General features: G+C 69.1%; 15 protein-coding genes. 3 read left to right on the top strand and 12 right to left on the bottom strand.

Features of this window, described 5'->3' with window-relative positions; translation table 11 throughout:
• Nucleotides 1-5: 5 nt before the first annotated feature.
• The 11 genes from WKR98_RS03390 to WKR98_RS03440 form a co-directional block, all read right to left on the bottom strand.
• Entirely contained in the window at nucleotides 6-500 is a 495-nt protein-coding gene (locus WKR98_RS03390) for a MarR family winged helix-turn-helix transcriptional regulator (RefSeq protein WP_341432064.1), read from the bottom strand.
• Between the two features lie 63 nt (nucleotides 501-563).
• Nucleotides 564-1445 (bottom strand): alpha/beta hydrolase, encoded by an 882-nt coding sequence (locus WKR98_RS03395; RefSeq protein WP_341432065.1) that lies wholly within the window; start codon nucleotides 1443-1445, stop codon nucleotides 564-566.
• Nucleotides 1426-2205 carry a GntR family transcriptional regulator gene (locus tag WKR98_RS03400; RefSeq protein ID WP_341432066.1) on the bottom strand — a complete coding sequence of 260 codons (780 nt, stop codon included), beginning with the start codon at nucleotides 2203-2205 and terminating at the stop codon, nucleotides 1426-1428. The genes WKR98_RS03395 and WKR98_RS03400 overlap by 20 nt, the downstream gene beginning before the upstream one ends.
• A 47-nt stretch (nucleotides 2206-2252) precedes the next feature.
• Entirely contained in the window at nucleotides 2253-3305 is a 1053-nt protein-coding gene (locus WKR98_RS03405; RefSeq protein WP_124691876.1) for a carbon-nitrogen hydrolase family protein, read from the bottom strand.
• A 20-nt stretch (nucleotides 3306-3325) separates the two neighbouring features.
• Nucleotides 3326-4024 (bottom strand): ABC transporter ATP-binding protein, encoded by a 699-nt coding sequence (locus tag WKR98_RS03410; RefSeq protein WP_341432067.1) that lies wholly within the window; start codon nucleotides 4022-4024, stop codon nucleotides 3326-3328.
• Nucleotides 4018-4785 carry an ABC transporter ATP-binding protein gene (locus WKR98_RS03415; RefSeq protein ID WP_341432068.1) on the bottom strand — a complete coding sequence of 256 codons (768 nt, stop codon included), beginning with the start codon at nucleotides 4783-4785 and terminating at the stop codon, nucleotides 4018-4020. Before WKR98_RS03415 ends, WKR98_RS03410 begins: the two co-directional genes overlap by 7 nt.
• Nucleotides 4778-5794: a branched-chain amino acid ABC transporter permease gene (locus WKR98_RS03420; RefSeq protein ID WP_341432069.1), complete on the bottom strand. Its 1017-nt coding sequence runs from the start codon at nucleotides 5792-5794 to the stop codon at nucleotides 4778-4780. The genes WKR98_RS03415 and WKR98_RS03420 overlap by 8 nt, the downstream gene beginning before the upstream one ends.
• Nucleotides 5795-5799: 5 nt before the next feature.
• Entirely contained in the window at nucleotides 5800-6705 is a 906-nt protein-coding gene (locus WKR98_RS03425) for a branched-chain amino acid ABC transporter permease (protein WP_124691879.1), read from the bottom strand.
• A 1-nt stretch (nucleotide 6706) separates the two neighbouring features.
• Nucleotides 6707-7873, bottom strand: coding sequence for an ABC transporter substrate-binding protein (locus WKR98_RS03430; protein WP_341432070.1), 1167 nt, complete (start codon nucleotides 7871-7873; stop codon nucleotides 6707-6709).
• A gap of 65 nt (nucleotides 7874-7938) precedes the next feature.
• Nucleotides 7939-8850, bottom strand: coding sequence for a fumarylacetoacetate hydrolase family protein (locus tag WKR98_RS03435; RefSeq protein WP_124691881.1), 912 nt, complete (start codon nucleotides 8848-8850; stop codon nucleotides 7939-7941).
• Nucleotides 8851-8939: 89 nt separating this feature from the next.
• Nucleotides 8940-10061, bottom strand: coding sequence for a cupin domain-containing protein (locus tag WKR98_RS03440; RefSeq protein WP_370282661.1), 1122 nt, complete (start codon nucleotides 10059-10061; stop codon nucleotides 8940-8942).
• 207 nt (nucleotides 10062-10268) lie between these two features.
• Between WKR98_RS03440 and WKR98_RS03445 the strand changes: the two genes are divergently transcribed.
• The 3 genes from WKR98_RS03445 to WKR98_RS03455 all read left to right on the top strand — a co-directional run bounded on the left by WKR98_RS03445 (nucleotide 10269) and on the right by WKR98_RS03455 (nucleotide 13953).
• Nucleotides 10269-11861, top strand: a complete 1593-nt coding sequence (locus WKR98_RS03445) for a sulfatase family protein (protein ID WP_124691883.1) — start codon at nucleotides 10269-10271, stop codon at nucleotides 11859-11861.
• 63 nt (nucleotides 11862-11924) lie between these two features.
• Complete coding sequence (locus tag WKR98_RS03450) at nucleotides 11925-12920, top strand: Bug family tripartite tricarboxylate transporter substrate binding protein (protein WP_124691884.1); 996 nt, start codon at nucleotides 11925-11927, stop codon at nucleotides 12918-12920.
• 43 nt (nucleotides 12921-12963) lie between these two features.
• On the top strand, nucleotides 12964-13953 hold the full coding sequence (locus WKR98_RS03455; protein WP_124691885.1) for an AraC family transcriptional regulator: 990 nt from the start codon (nucleotides 12964-12966) through the stop codon (nucleotides 13951-13953).
• Between the two features lie 17 nt (nucleotides 13954-13970).
• On the opposite strand, the gene WKR98_RS03460 is transcribed toward WKR98_RS03455, so the two are convergent.
• On the bottom strand, nucleotides 13971-14792 hold the full coding sequence (locus WKR98_RS03460; protein ID WP_124691886.1) for an SDR family oxidoreductase: 822 nt from the start codon (nucleotides 14790-14792) through the stop codon (nucleotides 13971-13973).
• Between the last annotated feature and the right edge of the window lie 13 nt (nucleotides 14793-14805).

The following is a 14805-nucleotide window of genomic DNA, read 5'->3' on the forward strand; positions in this document are numbered from 1 at the left end:
GGTGGTCAGGCCTGGTCGCCGTCTTCCTGTTCCAGCTTCTGTACCTGTTCGAACAAGCGGCCCAGCAAGGCATGCAACTGCCGCTGCTCGGCCGGTTCGAGCACCGACGCGGTAACCTCGACGATCCTGCGCGCCTGCGGATCGAGCGCGTCGTACACCGCCACGCCCACCGCCGTCAGCCTGACCTCGACCACCCGGCCGCTGGCGGCGCTGCGGCTGCGCGAGGCGAAGCCACGCTGCTGGAGCTGGTCGACGATGCGGCTGACCACAGATTGCTCGATGACGGTGCCCTTGCAGATCTCGCTGATCGAGGCCACGTCCACCCAGCGCAGGAACTGCATGACGCGAAACTGCTGGATGGTCAGGTCGGTGGGCCGCAGCGCCTTCATCAGGCGCGCGTTCAGTCCGTTCATGAGCCGGCTCAGGGCATGCGGCAGGTAGCCTTCGGCCTGGGCCGGCGTGGCAAGCGGCGAACGAGGCGAAGGAGAGGACTGATTCATGGTGGCTCGGGCCCGGAAGCGGCTGATTATATAAGCGCCCCCCGCGCCGCGGAACCCTTGTCGTCAGGCGCCGCGCCCGATCATGTCCAGCGTCGCGCGCGTCAGCGGACTGTCCGCCTTCGCCAGTTCGCACAACAGGTTGAAATGGTTGCAATGCGCCGCCTCCACCCGCGTGACCTCCACGCCGGCCTCGCGGCACACGGCTTCGTAGGCGGCGGTCTGATTCTTGAAGCCGTCGGTCTCCAGCCCGCCCACGGCGGTGACTACCGCCAGCCCACGGCGTGGCGGCGAGAACATCGGGCTCAGGCGCTCGGCCTGGTCGGGGTACAGCCGCAGCCATTCGTTGACGTTGATGTCGCACAGCGGCCGCAGATCGAACAGGCCGCTCAGCGCCAGCACGCCCTTGATCACGTCGTCGGGCACGCGGTACTTGTCCTGCCAGCCGGTGGCGGCCAGCATGCCGGCCAGGTGGCCCCCCGCCGAACTGCCACCCACGTGGATGCGGTCGCGGTCCAGCCCGTAGCGGTCGGCATGGTGGTAAATCCAGGCCACGGCCGAACGCACCTGGCGCACGGTCTCGCCCAGCGTGGCTTCGGGCAGCAGCGTGTATTCGACCGGCGCCACGGCCACGCCGGCGGCGTTGAACGCCGGCGCCATGATGGGCGCGTCTTCCTTGGTTTGCGAACGCCAGTAGCCGCCGTGGATGAACACGAACACGGGCGCCGGCTGGCGCGCGGCCGCGGGCAGGAAGATGTCCAGGCGTTCGGCCGCGCCCATGCCGTATTGCAGGTCGCATACCGCGGCGCAGCGCTCGCGCGCCGCCTCGGCCAGCTCGGCGTATTCGCGCACGCAGGCGTCGAAGTCGGGCACCGAGGCGCGGGCGTTGTACTGCACGGCGCGCTGCGCCAGGTCGGCGAACAGCAGGTCAGGCTTCCTGGGAGTCATGCGAGGCGATGTCCTTGAAGGGAGTGAAGCGTTCGATCAGCGCCACCGTCTTGCGGTAGTGCTCGGCCAGCAGCGCGACGGCGCGCTTGCTGTCGCGCGCCAGCGCGGCGTCCATCAGGTCCTGGTGCTCGCGGCCGACGTCGCGGCCCACGTCGCCCCAGCCCGAGCGGCCGCGCAGCGTGGGGCGGCGGTAGCGTTCGGTCTGGGTGTACAACTGCACCGACAGCTCCATCAGCCAGCGCGAGCCACAGGCCGCGATCAGGGCGCGATGGAAATCCAGGTGGCGCTGCTCCAGCAGCTCGCTGGCCTCGTCGTCGGGCGCCGGCATGTCGTGGACGCGCCGGGCGGCCAGGTTGAGCGCATGGTAGGCCGCCACCAGGCGGGTTTCCCAGACGTCGTCGCCGTTCTTGAGCGAACGGCGCATGGCCTCGCAATCGATCAGGATGCGGGTCTCGGCCGCGTCCCACATTTCCTCGCGCGAGAACGGCGCGACCCGGAAGCCGCGCGAGGCGGTCGACACCACCATGCGTTCGCTCTGCAGGCGGTTCAGCGCCTCGCGGATGGGCGAGAAGCTGATGCCGTAGCGTTGTTTCAGGAACTCCAGGCGCAGGGACTGCCCAGGCTCGATGTCCCCCGAGATGAGATCGCGCCGCAGCGAACGGTAGACCTGCTCGGCCAGGGTGATTTCCTCGACCTCGCCGTCCGGCGCATCGTAAGGCAGTCCGGACTCCTGCCGGGTCGCCTTCACTCGTGGTTTCAACTCGCTTCTCCTGGGCAAGGCCCGCCGCCGTACGGCGGGTGGTGGATTCAGAACTTCCCAGATGATAATTCGCCGCCGCCGGGCACGCTCGCGGACGGCTGCGCGGCGTCCAGGGACTCGCCCGGCAGCGGATCGGGATCGTCCAGGAACTGCGCGGGTTGCTGGGTGCGCCGGTTCACGCGCAGGTCGAACACGTCGAAGCGGTTGTAGTGGCCGATGATGTCGTGCATCTGGCGCGGCTGGATGCAGCGCGACAGGTCCACGTCGGCGTAGACAATGCCCTCGCGGTCGATCAGCGGTTCGCCGATGACCCGGCCGTCCGGCCCCAGGATGCCGGAGAACGCGCTGTTCGAGCGGCGCAGCAGGTCGCGAGTGTGCGGATGGGAGGCCGCCATGGCCTCGACGATCTCTTCCGAGATGGTCGAGCACGACACCACCGTGTAGACCTTGCCCTCGAAGCTGTGGGCGGCGGCGCGCACCCGTATGGCCTCGGCCATGTCGTAGTCGGCCGGCGCCACCGGCAGCGAGATGTAGCTGGCCACGTGCACCAGCTCGCCCTGCGCCAGCAGCGCGAAGCGCGCCAGCGTGTTGGTGTTCTCGCCGCAGGCCAGCGCGCCCAGCCGGCCGATAGCGGTGTCGTGCACGCGCAGCGAGGAACCGTCGCCGTTGGCCCAGGTCAGCTTCTCGGCCCAGGTCGGCACCAGCTTGCGGTGGCGGCCCAGCAGCTTGCCGTCGGGGCCGATGGTGACCAGGGTGTTGTAGATCGTGCCCAGGCCGTGCGCGGCCCGCTCGTTCACGCCCACCACCACGTGCACCTTGCAGGCCTGGGCGGCGGCGGCGATGCGCCGGATCTCGGGACCGGGGATCTCGATGGCGCTGCGGCACAGCTTCTCGAACCAGGGGCTGCCCTCGATGGGCGTCATGATCCAGTTCCAGTACGGGTAGCCGGCCACGAACACCTCGGGGAAGGCCACCAGCGAGGCGCCGTTGCCGGCGGCTTCCTCGATCAGCGCGCACACCTTGTCCACGGTGGCGTCGGTGTCCAGGAAAACCGGGGCGGCCTGCACGGCCGCGGCCTTGAAACGGGGGAGATTCAGCATGATGTTCCTCGCGTCCTTGATCAGAGTCCCAGATAGCGCTGGGCCAGTTCCGGCTGGCCCGCCAGCTCGTCCGGCGTGCCAGCCCACACCACCCGCCCTTTCTCGACGATATGGTGGCGGTCGACCAGCGCGCGCATCTCGGCCAGGTTCTTGTCTATCACCACGATGGTCAACCCTTCGCGCTTGAGCACGTCCAGGCAGCGCCAGATCTCCTGGCGGATGATGGGCGCCAGGCCCTCGGTGGCCTCGTCCAGCACCAGCAATAGCGGATTGGTCATCAGCGCGCGGCCGATGGCCAGCATCTGCTGTTCGCCGCCCGACAGCGTGCGCGACGACTGGCGGCGCCGCTCGCCCAGCCGTGGAAAGAGCTGATAGATGCGGGGCAGGTCCCACGCCGTGGCGCCGCGGCTGGCGCGGCGCGTGGCGACCAGGTTTTCCTCCACCGTGAGCGAGCCGAACACCCGCCGCCCCTCGGGCACCAGGCCCACGCCCAGCCGCGCCACCGTATGCGGCGCCTGGTTGGCGAGGTCCCGGCCCTGGATGGCGACGCGGCCGGCGCGCGCGGGCAGCATGCCCATCAGCGTGCGCACGGTGGTGGTCTTGCCCATGCCGTTGCGGCCGATCAGCGACACGACCTCGCCCTGCCCGGCCTCGAACGACAGGCCGAACAGCACCTCGCTCGATCCGTATCCCGCCCGGATGCCGTCCACGCTCAGCATGCCGTGTCTCCCAGATAGGCGCTGCGCACCTCGGGATGCTGGCGCACCTCGTCGCAGCTGCCGGTGAATATGAGCTTGCCGTAGACCAGCACGCTGATGCGGTCGGCCAGCGCGAACACCGCGTCCATGTCGTGCTCCACCAACAGGATGCCGTAGCGTTCGCGCATGCCGGCCAGGAGCCGCGTCATCCGCGCCGATTCCTCCGGCCCCATGCCGGCCATGGGCTCGTCCAGCAGCAGCAGGCGCGGCTCGCGCGCCAGCGCCACCGCCAGTTCCAGCTGGCGCCGCTCGCCATGGGCCATGTCGGCCGCCGGCACGTCGGCACGGTCGGCCAGCCCCACGCGCTCCAGCCACGATTGCGCGCGCCCGGCCAGCTTCGCGTCGCGCCGGGGATCGGACCAGATCGAGAAGATCGTGCGCGGGCCCACCGTCAGCGACAGCATGACGTTCTCGATGGCGGTGTACTCCAGGCACAGCTGGGTGATCTGGAACGACCGCCCCAGGCCGCGCCGCGCCCGCTCGTAGGCCGGCATCGCCGTCACGTCGCGCCCGGCAAGGTGGATCTGGCCCGCATCGGGCCGGATCTCGCCGCAGATCTGCGTGATCAGCGTGGACTTGCCCGCGCCGTTGGGACCGATCAGCGCATGGATCTCGCCCGCCCGCACGGTCAGGTCCACGTCCTGCGTGGCCGCCACCGCCCCGAAGGACTTGCGCAGGCCCCGCACGTCCAGCAGCACTTCTTCCATGACCGCGCTATCCATGGCGCTTCCCCAGCCAGTGGCCGAAGAGCCCATGCTTGCCGGCCAGCACCACCAGCACCAGGATGGGACCCATGATGAACATCCAGTGCTCGGTCCAGGCCGACAAGGCCTGCTCCAGGCCCAGGAACACGGCGGCGCCGGCGATCGGCCCCAGCAGGGTGCCCACGCCACCCAGGATGACGATGGCCATCAGTTCGCCCGACTTGGTCCACGCCGCCATGTCGGGCGTGACCAGCTCCGCGTAGTTGGCCCACAGGATGCCGGCCATGCCGGTGCCCACGGCCGAGATCACGAAGGCGCTGAGCCGGTACGGCATGGGCGCCACGCCCAGGTTGATCGCGCGCCGCTCGCTCTGGCGCAGCGCCTGCAGCACCATGCCGTAGCGCGAGTTGACCAGCTTCACGCAGAAGAGAGTCCACAGCGCCAGCACGGCCAGGCTGACGTAATAGAAGCTGACCGGGTCCGCCAGGTCGATGCCCGGCAGTTGGCTGCGCTGCGACATCATCAGGCCATCGTCGCCGCCGTACACTTGCAGCGACACCAGGATGAAGTACACCATCTGGCCGAAGGCCAGCGTGATCATGATGAACTGTACCCCGCTGGTCCGCAGCGCCAGGTAGCCCACACCCCAGCCCAGCAGCGCGCAGCATGCCAGCGCGATGGGCCACACCACCAGCGCCTGCGTGCTGCCGGCCCAGCCGAACAGCGGCCCGGCCTCGACCGCATGGAAGGTGACGATGGCCACCACGTAGCCGCCCAGCCCGAAGAACATGGCGTGGCCGAAGCTGATCAGTGCGCCGTAGCCCAGCACCAGGTCCAGGCTGACCGCCGCCAGCCCGTAGATGACGAAACGCGTCATCGCGTTGATCAGGTAGGGCGTGTCGGTGGCGTGCGAAGCCACCGGCACGAGGGCCAGCAGCAACAGGCCCACCCAGCCGAACACGGCCCGGCGGTTCCATTGCGTGAACAAGCCCGCCGCGCCGCGCCCGGGTACCGCGATTCCACTCATCCGGTTCATCCCAGGAGTCCCTTCGGTCGGAAGATCAGCACCAATGCCATCAGTACGTAGACGCTGGCCGATACCAGCCCGGCCGCCAGCATGTCGGCCACCTCGGGCGACAGCATCGCCCCCAGCAGCTGCGGGAAATAGGCGCGGCCCAGGCTGTCGACCATGCCGACCAGCAGCGCGCCGGCCATCGCCCCGCGCACCGAGCCCACGCCGCCGATCACGATGACCACGAAGGTCGTGATCAGCACGCGCTCGCCCATGCCGATCTCCACCGCCAGCAGCGGCGCCGCCATCACTCCGGCCAGGCCGCACAGCAGCGCGCCCAGGCCGAACACCACGCTGTAGAGCTTCTGGATGTCGATGCCCAGCGCGTCCACCATCTCGCGGTCGTCGGCACCGGCGCGCACCAGCATGCCCACGCGCGTCCGGTTGATCAGGAACCACAGCCCCAGCGCCACCAGCGCGCCCACCACGATGAAGGCCAGGCGCATCAGCGGATACTGGAAGCCCGGCGCGAGCGGCACCGTGCCCTGCAGGAAATCCGGGATCTCGACCATGGGCGGCTGGCGCCCGAAGATCATGCTGACCGCCTCGTTGGTGAACAGGATCAGCCCGAAGGTGGCCAGCACCTGGTACAGGTGGTCGCGCTTGTACAGGCGCCGGATCACCGTGAACTCCACCAGCAATCCGTACAGCGCGGCGCCGGCCAGGCCCGCCACCGCGCCGGCGGCGAAGGAGTTGGTATGGGCCAGCGCGAACGCACCGCAATAGGCGCCGACCATGTAGAACGACCCGTGGGTCAGGTTGATGACCCCCATGATGCCGAAGATCAGGGTCAGGCCCGACGCCAGCATGAAGAGCATGGCGCCGAATTGCAGGCCGTTCAGCAGCTGTTCGAATAGCAGCGCCATGTCAGCCTTTGCACTGGCCCACGTAGGCGTCGCGCCCGTCGCTGACCACCTTGCGCACGATCTTGGGCGCGAACCCGTTGCCGCTGCGCTCGATCCGCATCAGGTAATAGTCCTGGATGGGATGCCGGTTGGTGTCGAAGCGGAACTTGCCCCGCAGCGTCTGGAAGTCGGCCTTGGCCAGCGCGGCACGGAAGGCATCGCCCTTGGACAGGTCGCCGTTCACGGCCTTCAGGGCCGAGGCGATCAAGAGCGCGGTGTCATAGGCCTGCATGCCGTAGTCGGTCGGCTTGCGGCCGTAGGCCTCGGTGAAGGCCTTCACGAAGGCGCTGCTTTGCGGGTTGTCCATTTCCGTGGTCCACATGCCGACCGTGTAGAGGCCCTCGGCCGACGCCCCCGAAGCGGCCAGCATCCGCCCATCCATCGAGAAGGACGGCATCAGCATGGGAACGGTCTTGGTCAACCCCGCGTTCGCATACTGCTTGGCGAAGTTGATGCCCGCGCCGCCCGGATGGAACTGGTAGATCGCATCGGGCGCCAGCGAACGCACGCGCGCCATTTCCACCGAAAAGTCCGACTGGTCGAGCTTGGTGTAGATCTCGGCCAGCACCTCGCCCTTGTACGTGCGCTTGAAACCGGCCAACGCATCGCGGCCGGCCTGGTAGTTCGGCGCCAGCAGCACCACGCGCTTGTAGCCCAGTTCGTTGGCGGCCGCGCCGCCGGCCGAGTGGTAGGCATCGTTCTGGAAAGAAGCGACGAAGTAGTTCTTGTCGCACTTCTCGCCGGCGAACGTCGAGGGCCCCGCGTTCAGGCTCACGTAGTAGGCGCCATCGCGCAGCACGCTAGGCGCCACCGCCGCCAGCACGTTCGAGAAGTTCACGCCGGTATACAGCTTGATGCCCGATTGCAGCATGCGGTCCACGGCCTGCTTGGCGTTCGCGGGCTTCAGGGCATCGTCCTCGACCACCAGCTCGACCGGCACGCCGCCCAGCTTGCCGCCGCCCTGCTTGATCGCCAGGCTGAAGCCGTCGCGCTCGTCCTCGCCGATGTAGCCGGCGGGCGTCGACAGAGTAGTGATGAAACCGATCTTGACCGGCGTCTGGGCTTGCGCCGCGCCGGCGCCCGCGAAAAGGAGCGCGCACAGTCCGCCCCGGATCATGTTCCTGACCATTGTTGTTCCCTATGGATGTACTGCAACAGCTGGAATGGACCCGCGCGGACGCGGGGGTTTGGACTCTAGACGGCCACCACCGGATGGCGCAGCGTGCCGATCTTCTCGACATGGGCCTCGACCACGTCGCCCGGCCACAGCCATTCCTGCGGCGTGCGGCCGGCTCCCACGCCCTCGGGCGTGCCGGAGGCGATGATGTCGCCCGCTTCCATGGTCATGGCCGCGCTGATGTCGGCGATCAGGTGCGGCACCTTGAACAGCATGTGGCGCGTGTTGGAGCTTTGCTTGGTCACGCCGTTGACGGTCAGGGACAGGTCCAGCACGTGCGGATCGGGGATCTCGTCGGCCGTGACGATGCAGGGGCCGAACGGGCCGTAGGTGTCCTGGCCCTTGGAGTAGATCCACTGGCCGGCGCGGCGGCAGTCGCGCGCGCTGACGTCGATCATCACGCTGTAGCCGAACACGTAGTCCAGCGCATCGGCCTCGGCCACGCGGTGCGTGCGGCGGCCCATGACCACGGCCAGCTCCACTTCCCAGTCCAGCTGCTGGGTGATCTTCGCGTTGTGCTCGATGGCTTCGCCGGGGCCGATCACGCTGGTGGGCGGCTTCGAGAAGATCACGGGCTTGGTGGGCAGGTCCTTGGAGGTATCCAGCGTGCGGCTGGATTCTTCCACGTGCTCGACGTAGTTCAGGCCGATGCCGAAGATGTTCTTGCGCGGACGCGGGATGGGCGCCAGCAGGCGCGCGTTCCCGGCCGGGATCGCCGTGCCCACCGGCCACTTGCCTTCGTGGGCCTTCAGCAGCTCGGTGGCCGACCGCACCGCGTCCGGACCGAGGTCGATGAAGGCCAGCATGTCGTCGGGCAGCGGCACACCGGCCACGGCCCCCAGGCGGGCCAGGTCCACCACGCGGTCGCCCACCACCGCCCCCAGGCGGGCTTGCTCGGCGGTGGTGGTGCGGTAGGTCACAAGACGCATTTCTGTTCTCCGTAAGGTCGCGCGAGGCGACAAGAATCCCGCCGCGGGCCGGACCCGCGGTGTATGACAAGCATCGAATCAGGGGTGGACTAGCCGATCAGCGGTTGGTGGCCATCGTTTTCCGCCAGCGCTTCCTCGCGGTAAAGCTTGAGCGCATGCATGACCGGCAGGTCGTTGAAGCAGAACAGGCAGGCGTCGTCGCGGTCGGACGCGTTGGCATGTTCGTGGAAGGCCCAGGACGGCACGCAGAAGATGTCGCGCTCCTGCCAGTCGTAGCGGCGGCCGTTGATGATGGAATAGCCCTTGCCCTTGGCCACCTGGTAGAGGAAGCTGCCCGTATGCCGGTGGGCCTTGGTCTTTTCGCCGGGGCGCAGCATCTGCATGCTGGCGCCCATGGTCGCCATGACCGGGCCGCCGGTGGCGGGGTTGGTGTAGTTCATCAGCACGCCGTCGTACGGGCTGCCGTCGGTGGTCGCGGCGTAGCGCCGCAGGGCTTCGTAGGTGGGTTCCCACTCGTACTTGAACAGCGGCGAATACGGCTTGTTCCAGGTCTCGCCATGGGGCCGCAGCGCCACCCCGCCCCAGGCCGCGGTGGAATCGTCCACCGGGTGGGTCACGGCCTGGTTCAGGTCCGGATGCACCGCGTAGAAGCCCGCTTCCAGCGCGTTGACCAGCGGAATGTCCAGGCCGTCCTGCCAGATGCAGGGCGTGCCGTCCCCGCTCACGCCATGTTCGTGCCAGGTGCCGTTGGGCGTCAGCACGAAGTCGTTCGCGCCCAGCGTCATCTTGTGGCCGTCGACGATGGTGTAGGCGCCGCTGCCCTCCATGATGAAGCGCAGCGCGCTGGAGGAATGGCAGTGGGCCGAGGCGACCTCGCCGGGATGCATGACCTGCAGCCCCGAGTACAGCCAGCCGACCGCCGCCGACACCTCGCGCCGGCCGGGGTTGTTCAGGTAGACGACCCGGCGGCCGGCCTGCTCCGGCGTGACTAGGTCCACCGAGCGCAGCACGTGCTCGCGCAGGTCGCGGTAGCGCCAGACCACCGGCACCGAGTCCGACTTGGGCTGCCAGGGCTCGATCTTGTTGGCGACGGTCCAGAGCGCGCCGGTCTCGTGCCTGGCCAGTTCCTCGTAGTACGCCACCAGCTCCGGGGTGTCGCCCACATTGGCCCTGCCGATCACCTCTTCCCGATACGCATCGTGTCGCGCCATGCCGGACTCCATTTTTTATAAAAGATTTTATCTTTTCGAAATAATAGATCGCGATCCGCCGCCGCCACAACCAGACCCTACCTATCGTTTACCCGGAAACAAACCCCCTATCCGCAAAATGTCCAGTGCCGGACAGGCGTGGCCCGATTCGGATTGCCGCCCCCATGGCGCATCTCTACATTGCGCTGACGAAACCGCGGACGCCCCATGCGACAGCCCAACATCCTGCTCATCATGACGGACCAGCACCGGGCCGACCACCTCGGGTGCTACGGCAACCGGCAGGTCCGCACGCCCCACATCGACGGCATCGCCGCGAAGGGAACGCTGTTCGACCGCTTCTACGTCGCCTCGCCGATCTGCATGCCCAACCGCAGCACGCTGATGACCGGCCGCATGCCGTCGCTGCACGGCGTCCGGCATAACGGCATCCCGCTGCGCCTGGACGACACGACCTTCGCCACCCTGCTGGGCGCGCGCGGCTACCGCACCGCGCTGATCGGCAAGAGCCATCTGCAGAACATGCAGGACATCCCGCCGCTGGTCCAGCGCGCGCCGCACGAGGGCCGGACCGTGGTCGAGGCCCATCCCGACGCCACCGGCGACCGCCGCGACGGCGCGGCCTACGAACAGGAACTCGCCAGCCGCTGGCGGGACCCGGCGCATCGCATCCGGCTGCCCTACTACGGCTTCGATCACGTCGAGCTGTGCATGGAGCACGGCGACGAGGCCTTCGGCGACTACCAGCGCTGGCTGGCGCAGCGCCTGCCCGGTGCCGAAAGCCTGCGCGGCCGCCGGCACGCCCAGGCCGACGACCGCTACGTCACTCCCCAGGCCTGGCGCACGCGCCTGCCCGAAGCGTGCTACCCCAGCCGCTACATCGCCGAGCGCGGCGCCGCCTATCTGGAAGCGCACGCGGCGCGCGGCGCGGCGCAGCCCTTCTTCCTGAAATGTTCGTTCCCGGACCCGCACCATCCCTTCACGCCGCCCGGCCGGTACTGGGATATGTACGACCCCCGGGACATCGCCGTTCCGCCCACCTGTGCCCCGCCGGCGGCCGACGCGCCGCCTCATCTGCGCTGGCTGCACGACGAGCGCGCCGCCGGCCGGGCGAACCTGGACACGCCGCGCGTGGTGGCCGTCACACCGCGCGAGGCGCGGGAAGCCATCGCGCTGAGCTACGGCATGATCACGCTGGTGGACGACTGCATCGGCCAGATCCTGCAAGCGCTGGAAGCCACCGGGCAGGCCGGCGACACCATCGTGGTCTTCACCAGCGACCACGGCGATTTCATGGGCGACCACGGCCTGCTGTTCAAGGGCCCGCTGCATTACCAGGGGCTGGTGCGCGTGCCCTTCATCTGGGCCGACCCGCGCGTCCCGGGAGGACGGCGCAGCGCCGCCCTGCACGGCACGCTGGACCTGGCGCAGACCCTGCTGCACCGCACCGACACGGCGCCCTACCACGACATCCAGGGCATCAGCCTGCTGCCCGCGCTGGACGACCCCGGCTGGCAAGGACACGACGCCGTCCTGATCGAGGACGAGATCCAGCGCGTGTTCGGCGGCTTCGACAGCCCGGTCCGGCTGCGCACGCTGATCACCCGCCGGTGGCGGCTGAGCGTCTACCTGGGCGCCGAGTGGGGAGAGCTGTACGACCTCGAGAACGATCCGCACGAACGCGTGAACCTGTGGCACGACCCGCGCCACGCGGATACCCGCGCGGGCTTGATGGAAGCCCTCGTCCGGAAAATGATGGCCCTGGCCAGCCGTTCCCCCCTGCCCACCCGCATCGCGTAGACCGCCCCGCCGGATGGCGGGCGGCCCCGACAACCCCGTAGGAACCTCACACGGAGATTCACCATGGTCTGGCCCCTTACCTTCCCCCGGCTGGGACGCCTCCTGCTCTGGACATCGATCGGCGCCTTCGCGCTGGCCGCCAACGGCAGCCGCGCCCAGGGATGGCCCACCGGCCCCGTCAGCATCATCGTGCCCTCATCCCCCGGCAGCGGCCCCGACGTGCTCGCGCGCAGCCTGGGCGAGCGGCTGGCCGCGGCCACGCAATCGACCGTCATCGTCGAGAACAAGCCCGGCGCCAACGGCGTGATCGGCACCGCCGCCGTGGCCAACGCGCCGCCCAACGGCGCCGCGCTGCTGCTTTACGATCGCCTGACCCTGACGGTCAACCCCGCGCTGCTGGCCAAGCTTCCCTACAACCCCAGGGATCTCGTCGGCGTCACCGACGTCGCCAGCGTCGACCTGGTATTCGTCTGCCGCGCGAACGCGCCCTACAAGACCTGGGACGAGATGCTGGCGTTCGCCCGTGGCAAGGCCGGCGCGCTGACGGTGGGCACGGCGGGCATCGGCAGCGTGCATCACCTCAGCCTGGAACTGATCAAGCGGCACTACGGCATCGGCATGGTCGACGTCCCCTACCGGGGCATCGCGCCGGCCGTGGCCGGCCTGCTGGGAGGCGAACTCGGCTGTGTCATCACCGGCCAGGAAACCGTGCTCGAGCACATCCGTTCGGGCAGGCTGCGGGCGCTGGCCATCGGCGCCGCGCAGCGATCGCCGCTGCTGCCCGACGTTCCCACCCTGCGCGAAGTGGGTGCGCCGGACGATCTCCTGATCCCCACCCACTTCACCCTGTTCGTCCATGCCGCCACGCCCCGGAGCACGGTGGACCGCATGCAGGAGAAAGTAGCCGAGGCCCTGCGCAACCGCGCGCTCATCGACCGCTTCGCCGAACGCGGGCTGATCGTGGCGCCCAGCAACCCGGACAAGGTCGCTCAGGCCATGGCCCGGGAGCAGGAGCGCTTCACGAAACTGATACGCGACGCCGGCATCAAGATGGAGTAGGCTCGAAGGCGATCGGCGCGGCGCCGGCGCAAGGGAGCAAGACATGGCAGGCGGATTTCTCGCCCACTCGGAAAACGTGCTCAAGAACCACGTCCTGCTGTCCTCGTCGGACCTGGACGAGGTCCGCTCGGGCGTGGCCGGCGTGCTGAACGAACACCGGCTGACCCCGCGCGCCAGCCACCTGGACGCGCGCCTGTACGGCGCCGTCACGGCCGGCCTGCAGATGTGCCTGCTGGAATACGGCGGCGCCGTGGCGGTGGAAACCGCGCCGTCGCGCGACTTCCTGCTGGTCCAGTCCGCGCTGCGCGGCGAAGTAAGCGTCCGGTGCCGGGAAGGGCAATGGTCCCTGCGGCCGGGCGACACCCTGATCATGCCCTCGAACGTTTCCCTGGAGCTGGAGTGGGGAACTGCGACCACGCAGTTGCTGATCAAGATTCCCAAGGCACTGCTGTACGAGGTGTATGAACATCTGACCGGCAGGCCGGTCGACGATCCGATCGACTTCGCCCGCGAGATCCCCCTGGACACCGCGCCCGCCCAGGGGCTGCGCACGCTGATCGAGTATTTCTGTTCCCACCTGGCCGCGCCGGGCGGCCCGATGGGGCTGAAGATCGCACAGCAGGCCCTGGTCGGGCACCTGCTGAACTCGCAGGTCCAGGGCTTGCGCGACCGGCCGGCGCCGGATGCCCGCCGGGTATTGCCGCGCTGCGTGCGGCGCGCCCAGGAATTCATGGAATCCTGCGTACAGGACGCCGTCTCCCTGCAGGACATCGCCAACCATGCCGGGGTCAGCGTACGCACGCTTTCCCGGGCTTACCAGGACCAGCACGGCGTCAGCCCCATGGCCGCGCTGCGCGCCATGCGCCTGCAAAGGATCCGCGACGAACTCAAGGGCGGCAGGGCGGACAGCGTGTCGGAAGTGGCGTATCGCTGGGGCTATCCGCACCTGGGTCGCTTCGCCGCGGCCTATCGGGAACGTTACGGCGAATCCCCCAACGAGACCTTGCGCCGGCAGGCGCGCGGGCAACCCTGAGCGGGCCGCCCCGGCCCTCACTCCGCCTGGCGCGCGGCCTGGAACCAATAGGCGGGGGACCGCCCCTGGTCGGGGCCCAGCACCGCGTAGCCGCCGTCCACCGGCAGGTCGGCGCCGGTCACGAAGCCCGCCGCGCCGGAGCACAGGAACAGCACGGCCGCGGCCACGTCCTCGATGTTCCCCACCCGCGCCAGCGGGTGGAAGGTGGACGCGACGCGATCGGCCAGCTCGCGGTCTCCGGCCACCTGGGCAACCAGGGCCTCGGACCACGTCCATGCGGGCGTCACGGCGTTCACGCGTATGCCCTCCGGCGCCAGGTTCACCGCCATGCTGCGGGTCACCTGCAGGATGGCGGCCTTGCACGCGGGATACAGCAGCCGGCCCAGTTGGCCGACCTTGCCCGCGACGCTGGACAGGTTCACGACGGCCGGATGCTCGGCCCGGCGCAGCAAGGGCACCGCGTGCCCGACCAGCAGCGCCCCGCTGACCACGTTCACGTTCAGCGAACGCAGCCATTGCTCCCGGGTCGAGGCCAGCCCCGCGTCGTCGTAGATGCAGGCGTTGTTGACCAGGCAGTCGAGCCGGCCGAACTCGCGATCCAGGCTCTCCACCAGCCGGACCAGATCGCCATCCTCGGCCAGGTTCGTGTGGACGAAGCCGGCCGCCTGGCCGGACCTGGCCTGCGTGCGCAGCCGGGTGGCCAGCGCCTCGCCGGCCCGGGCGTCGATGTCGGCCACCACCACCGACGCGCCGGCCCGCAGGAACGCCCCGGCGATACCAGCCCCCAGGCTTCTTGCGCCGCCCGTCACCAGGGCGACCTTGCCATGCAGGTCGTTCATCGCGCCTTCCTCC

Origin of the sequence: Pigmentiphaga sp. YJ18 (assembly GCF_038066655.1) — a bacterium.
Classification (GTDB): Bacteria; Pseudomonadota; Gammaproteobacteria; order Burkholderiales; family Burkholderiaceae_B; genus Pigmentiphaga.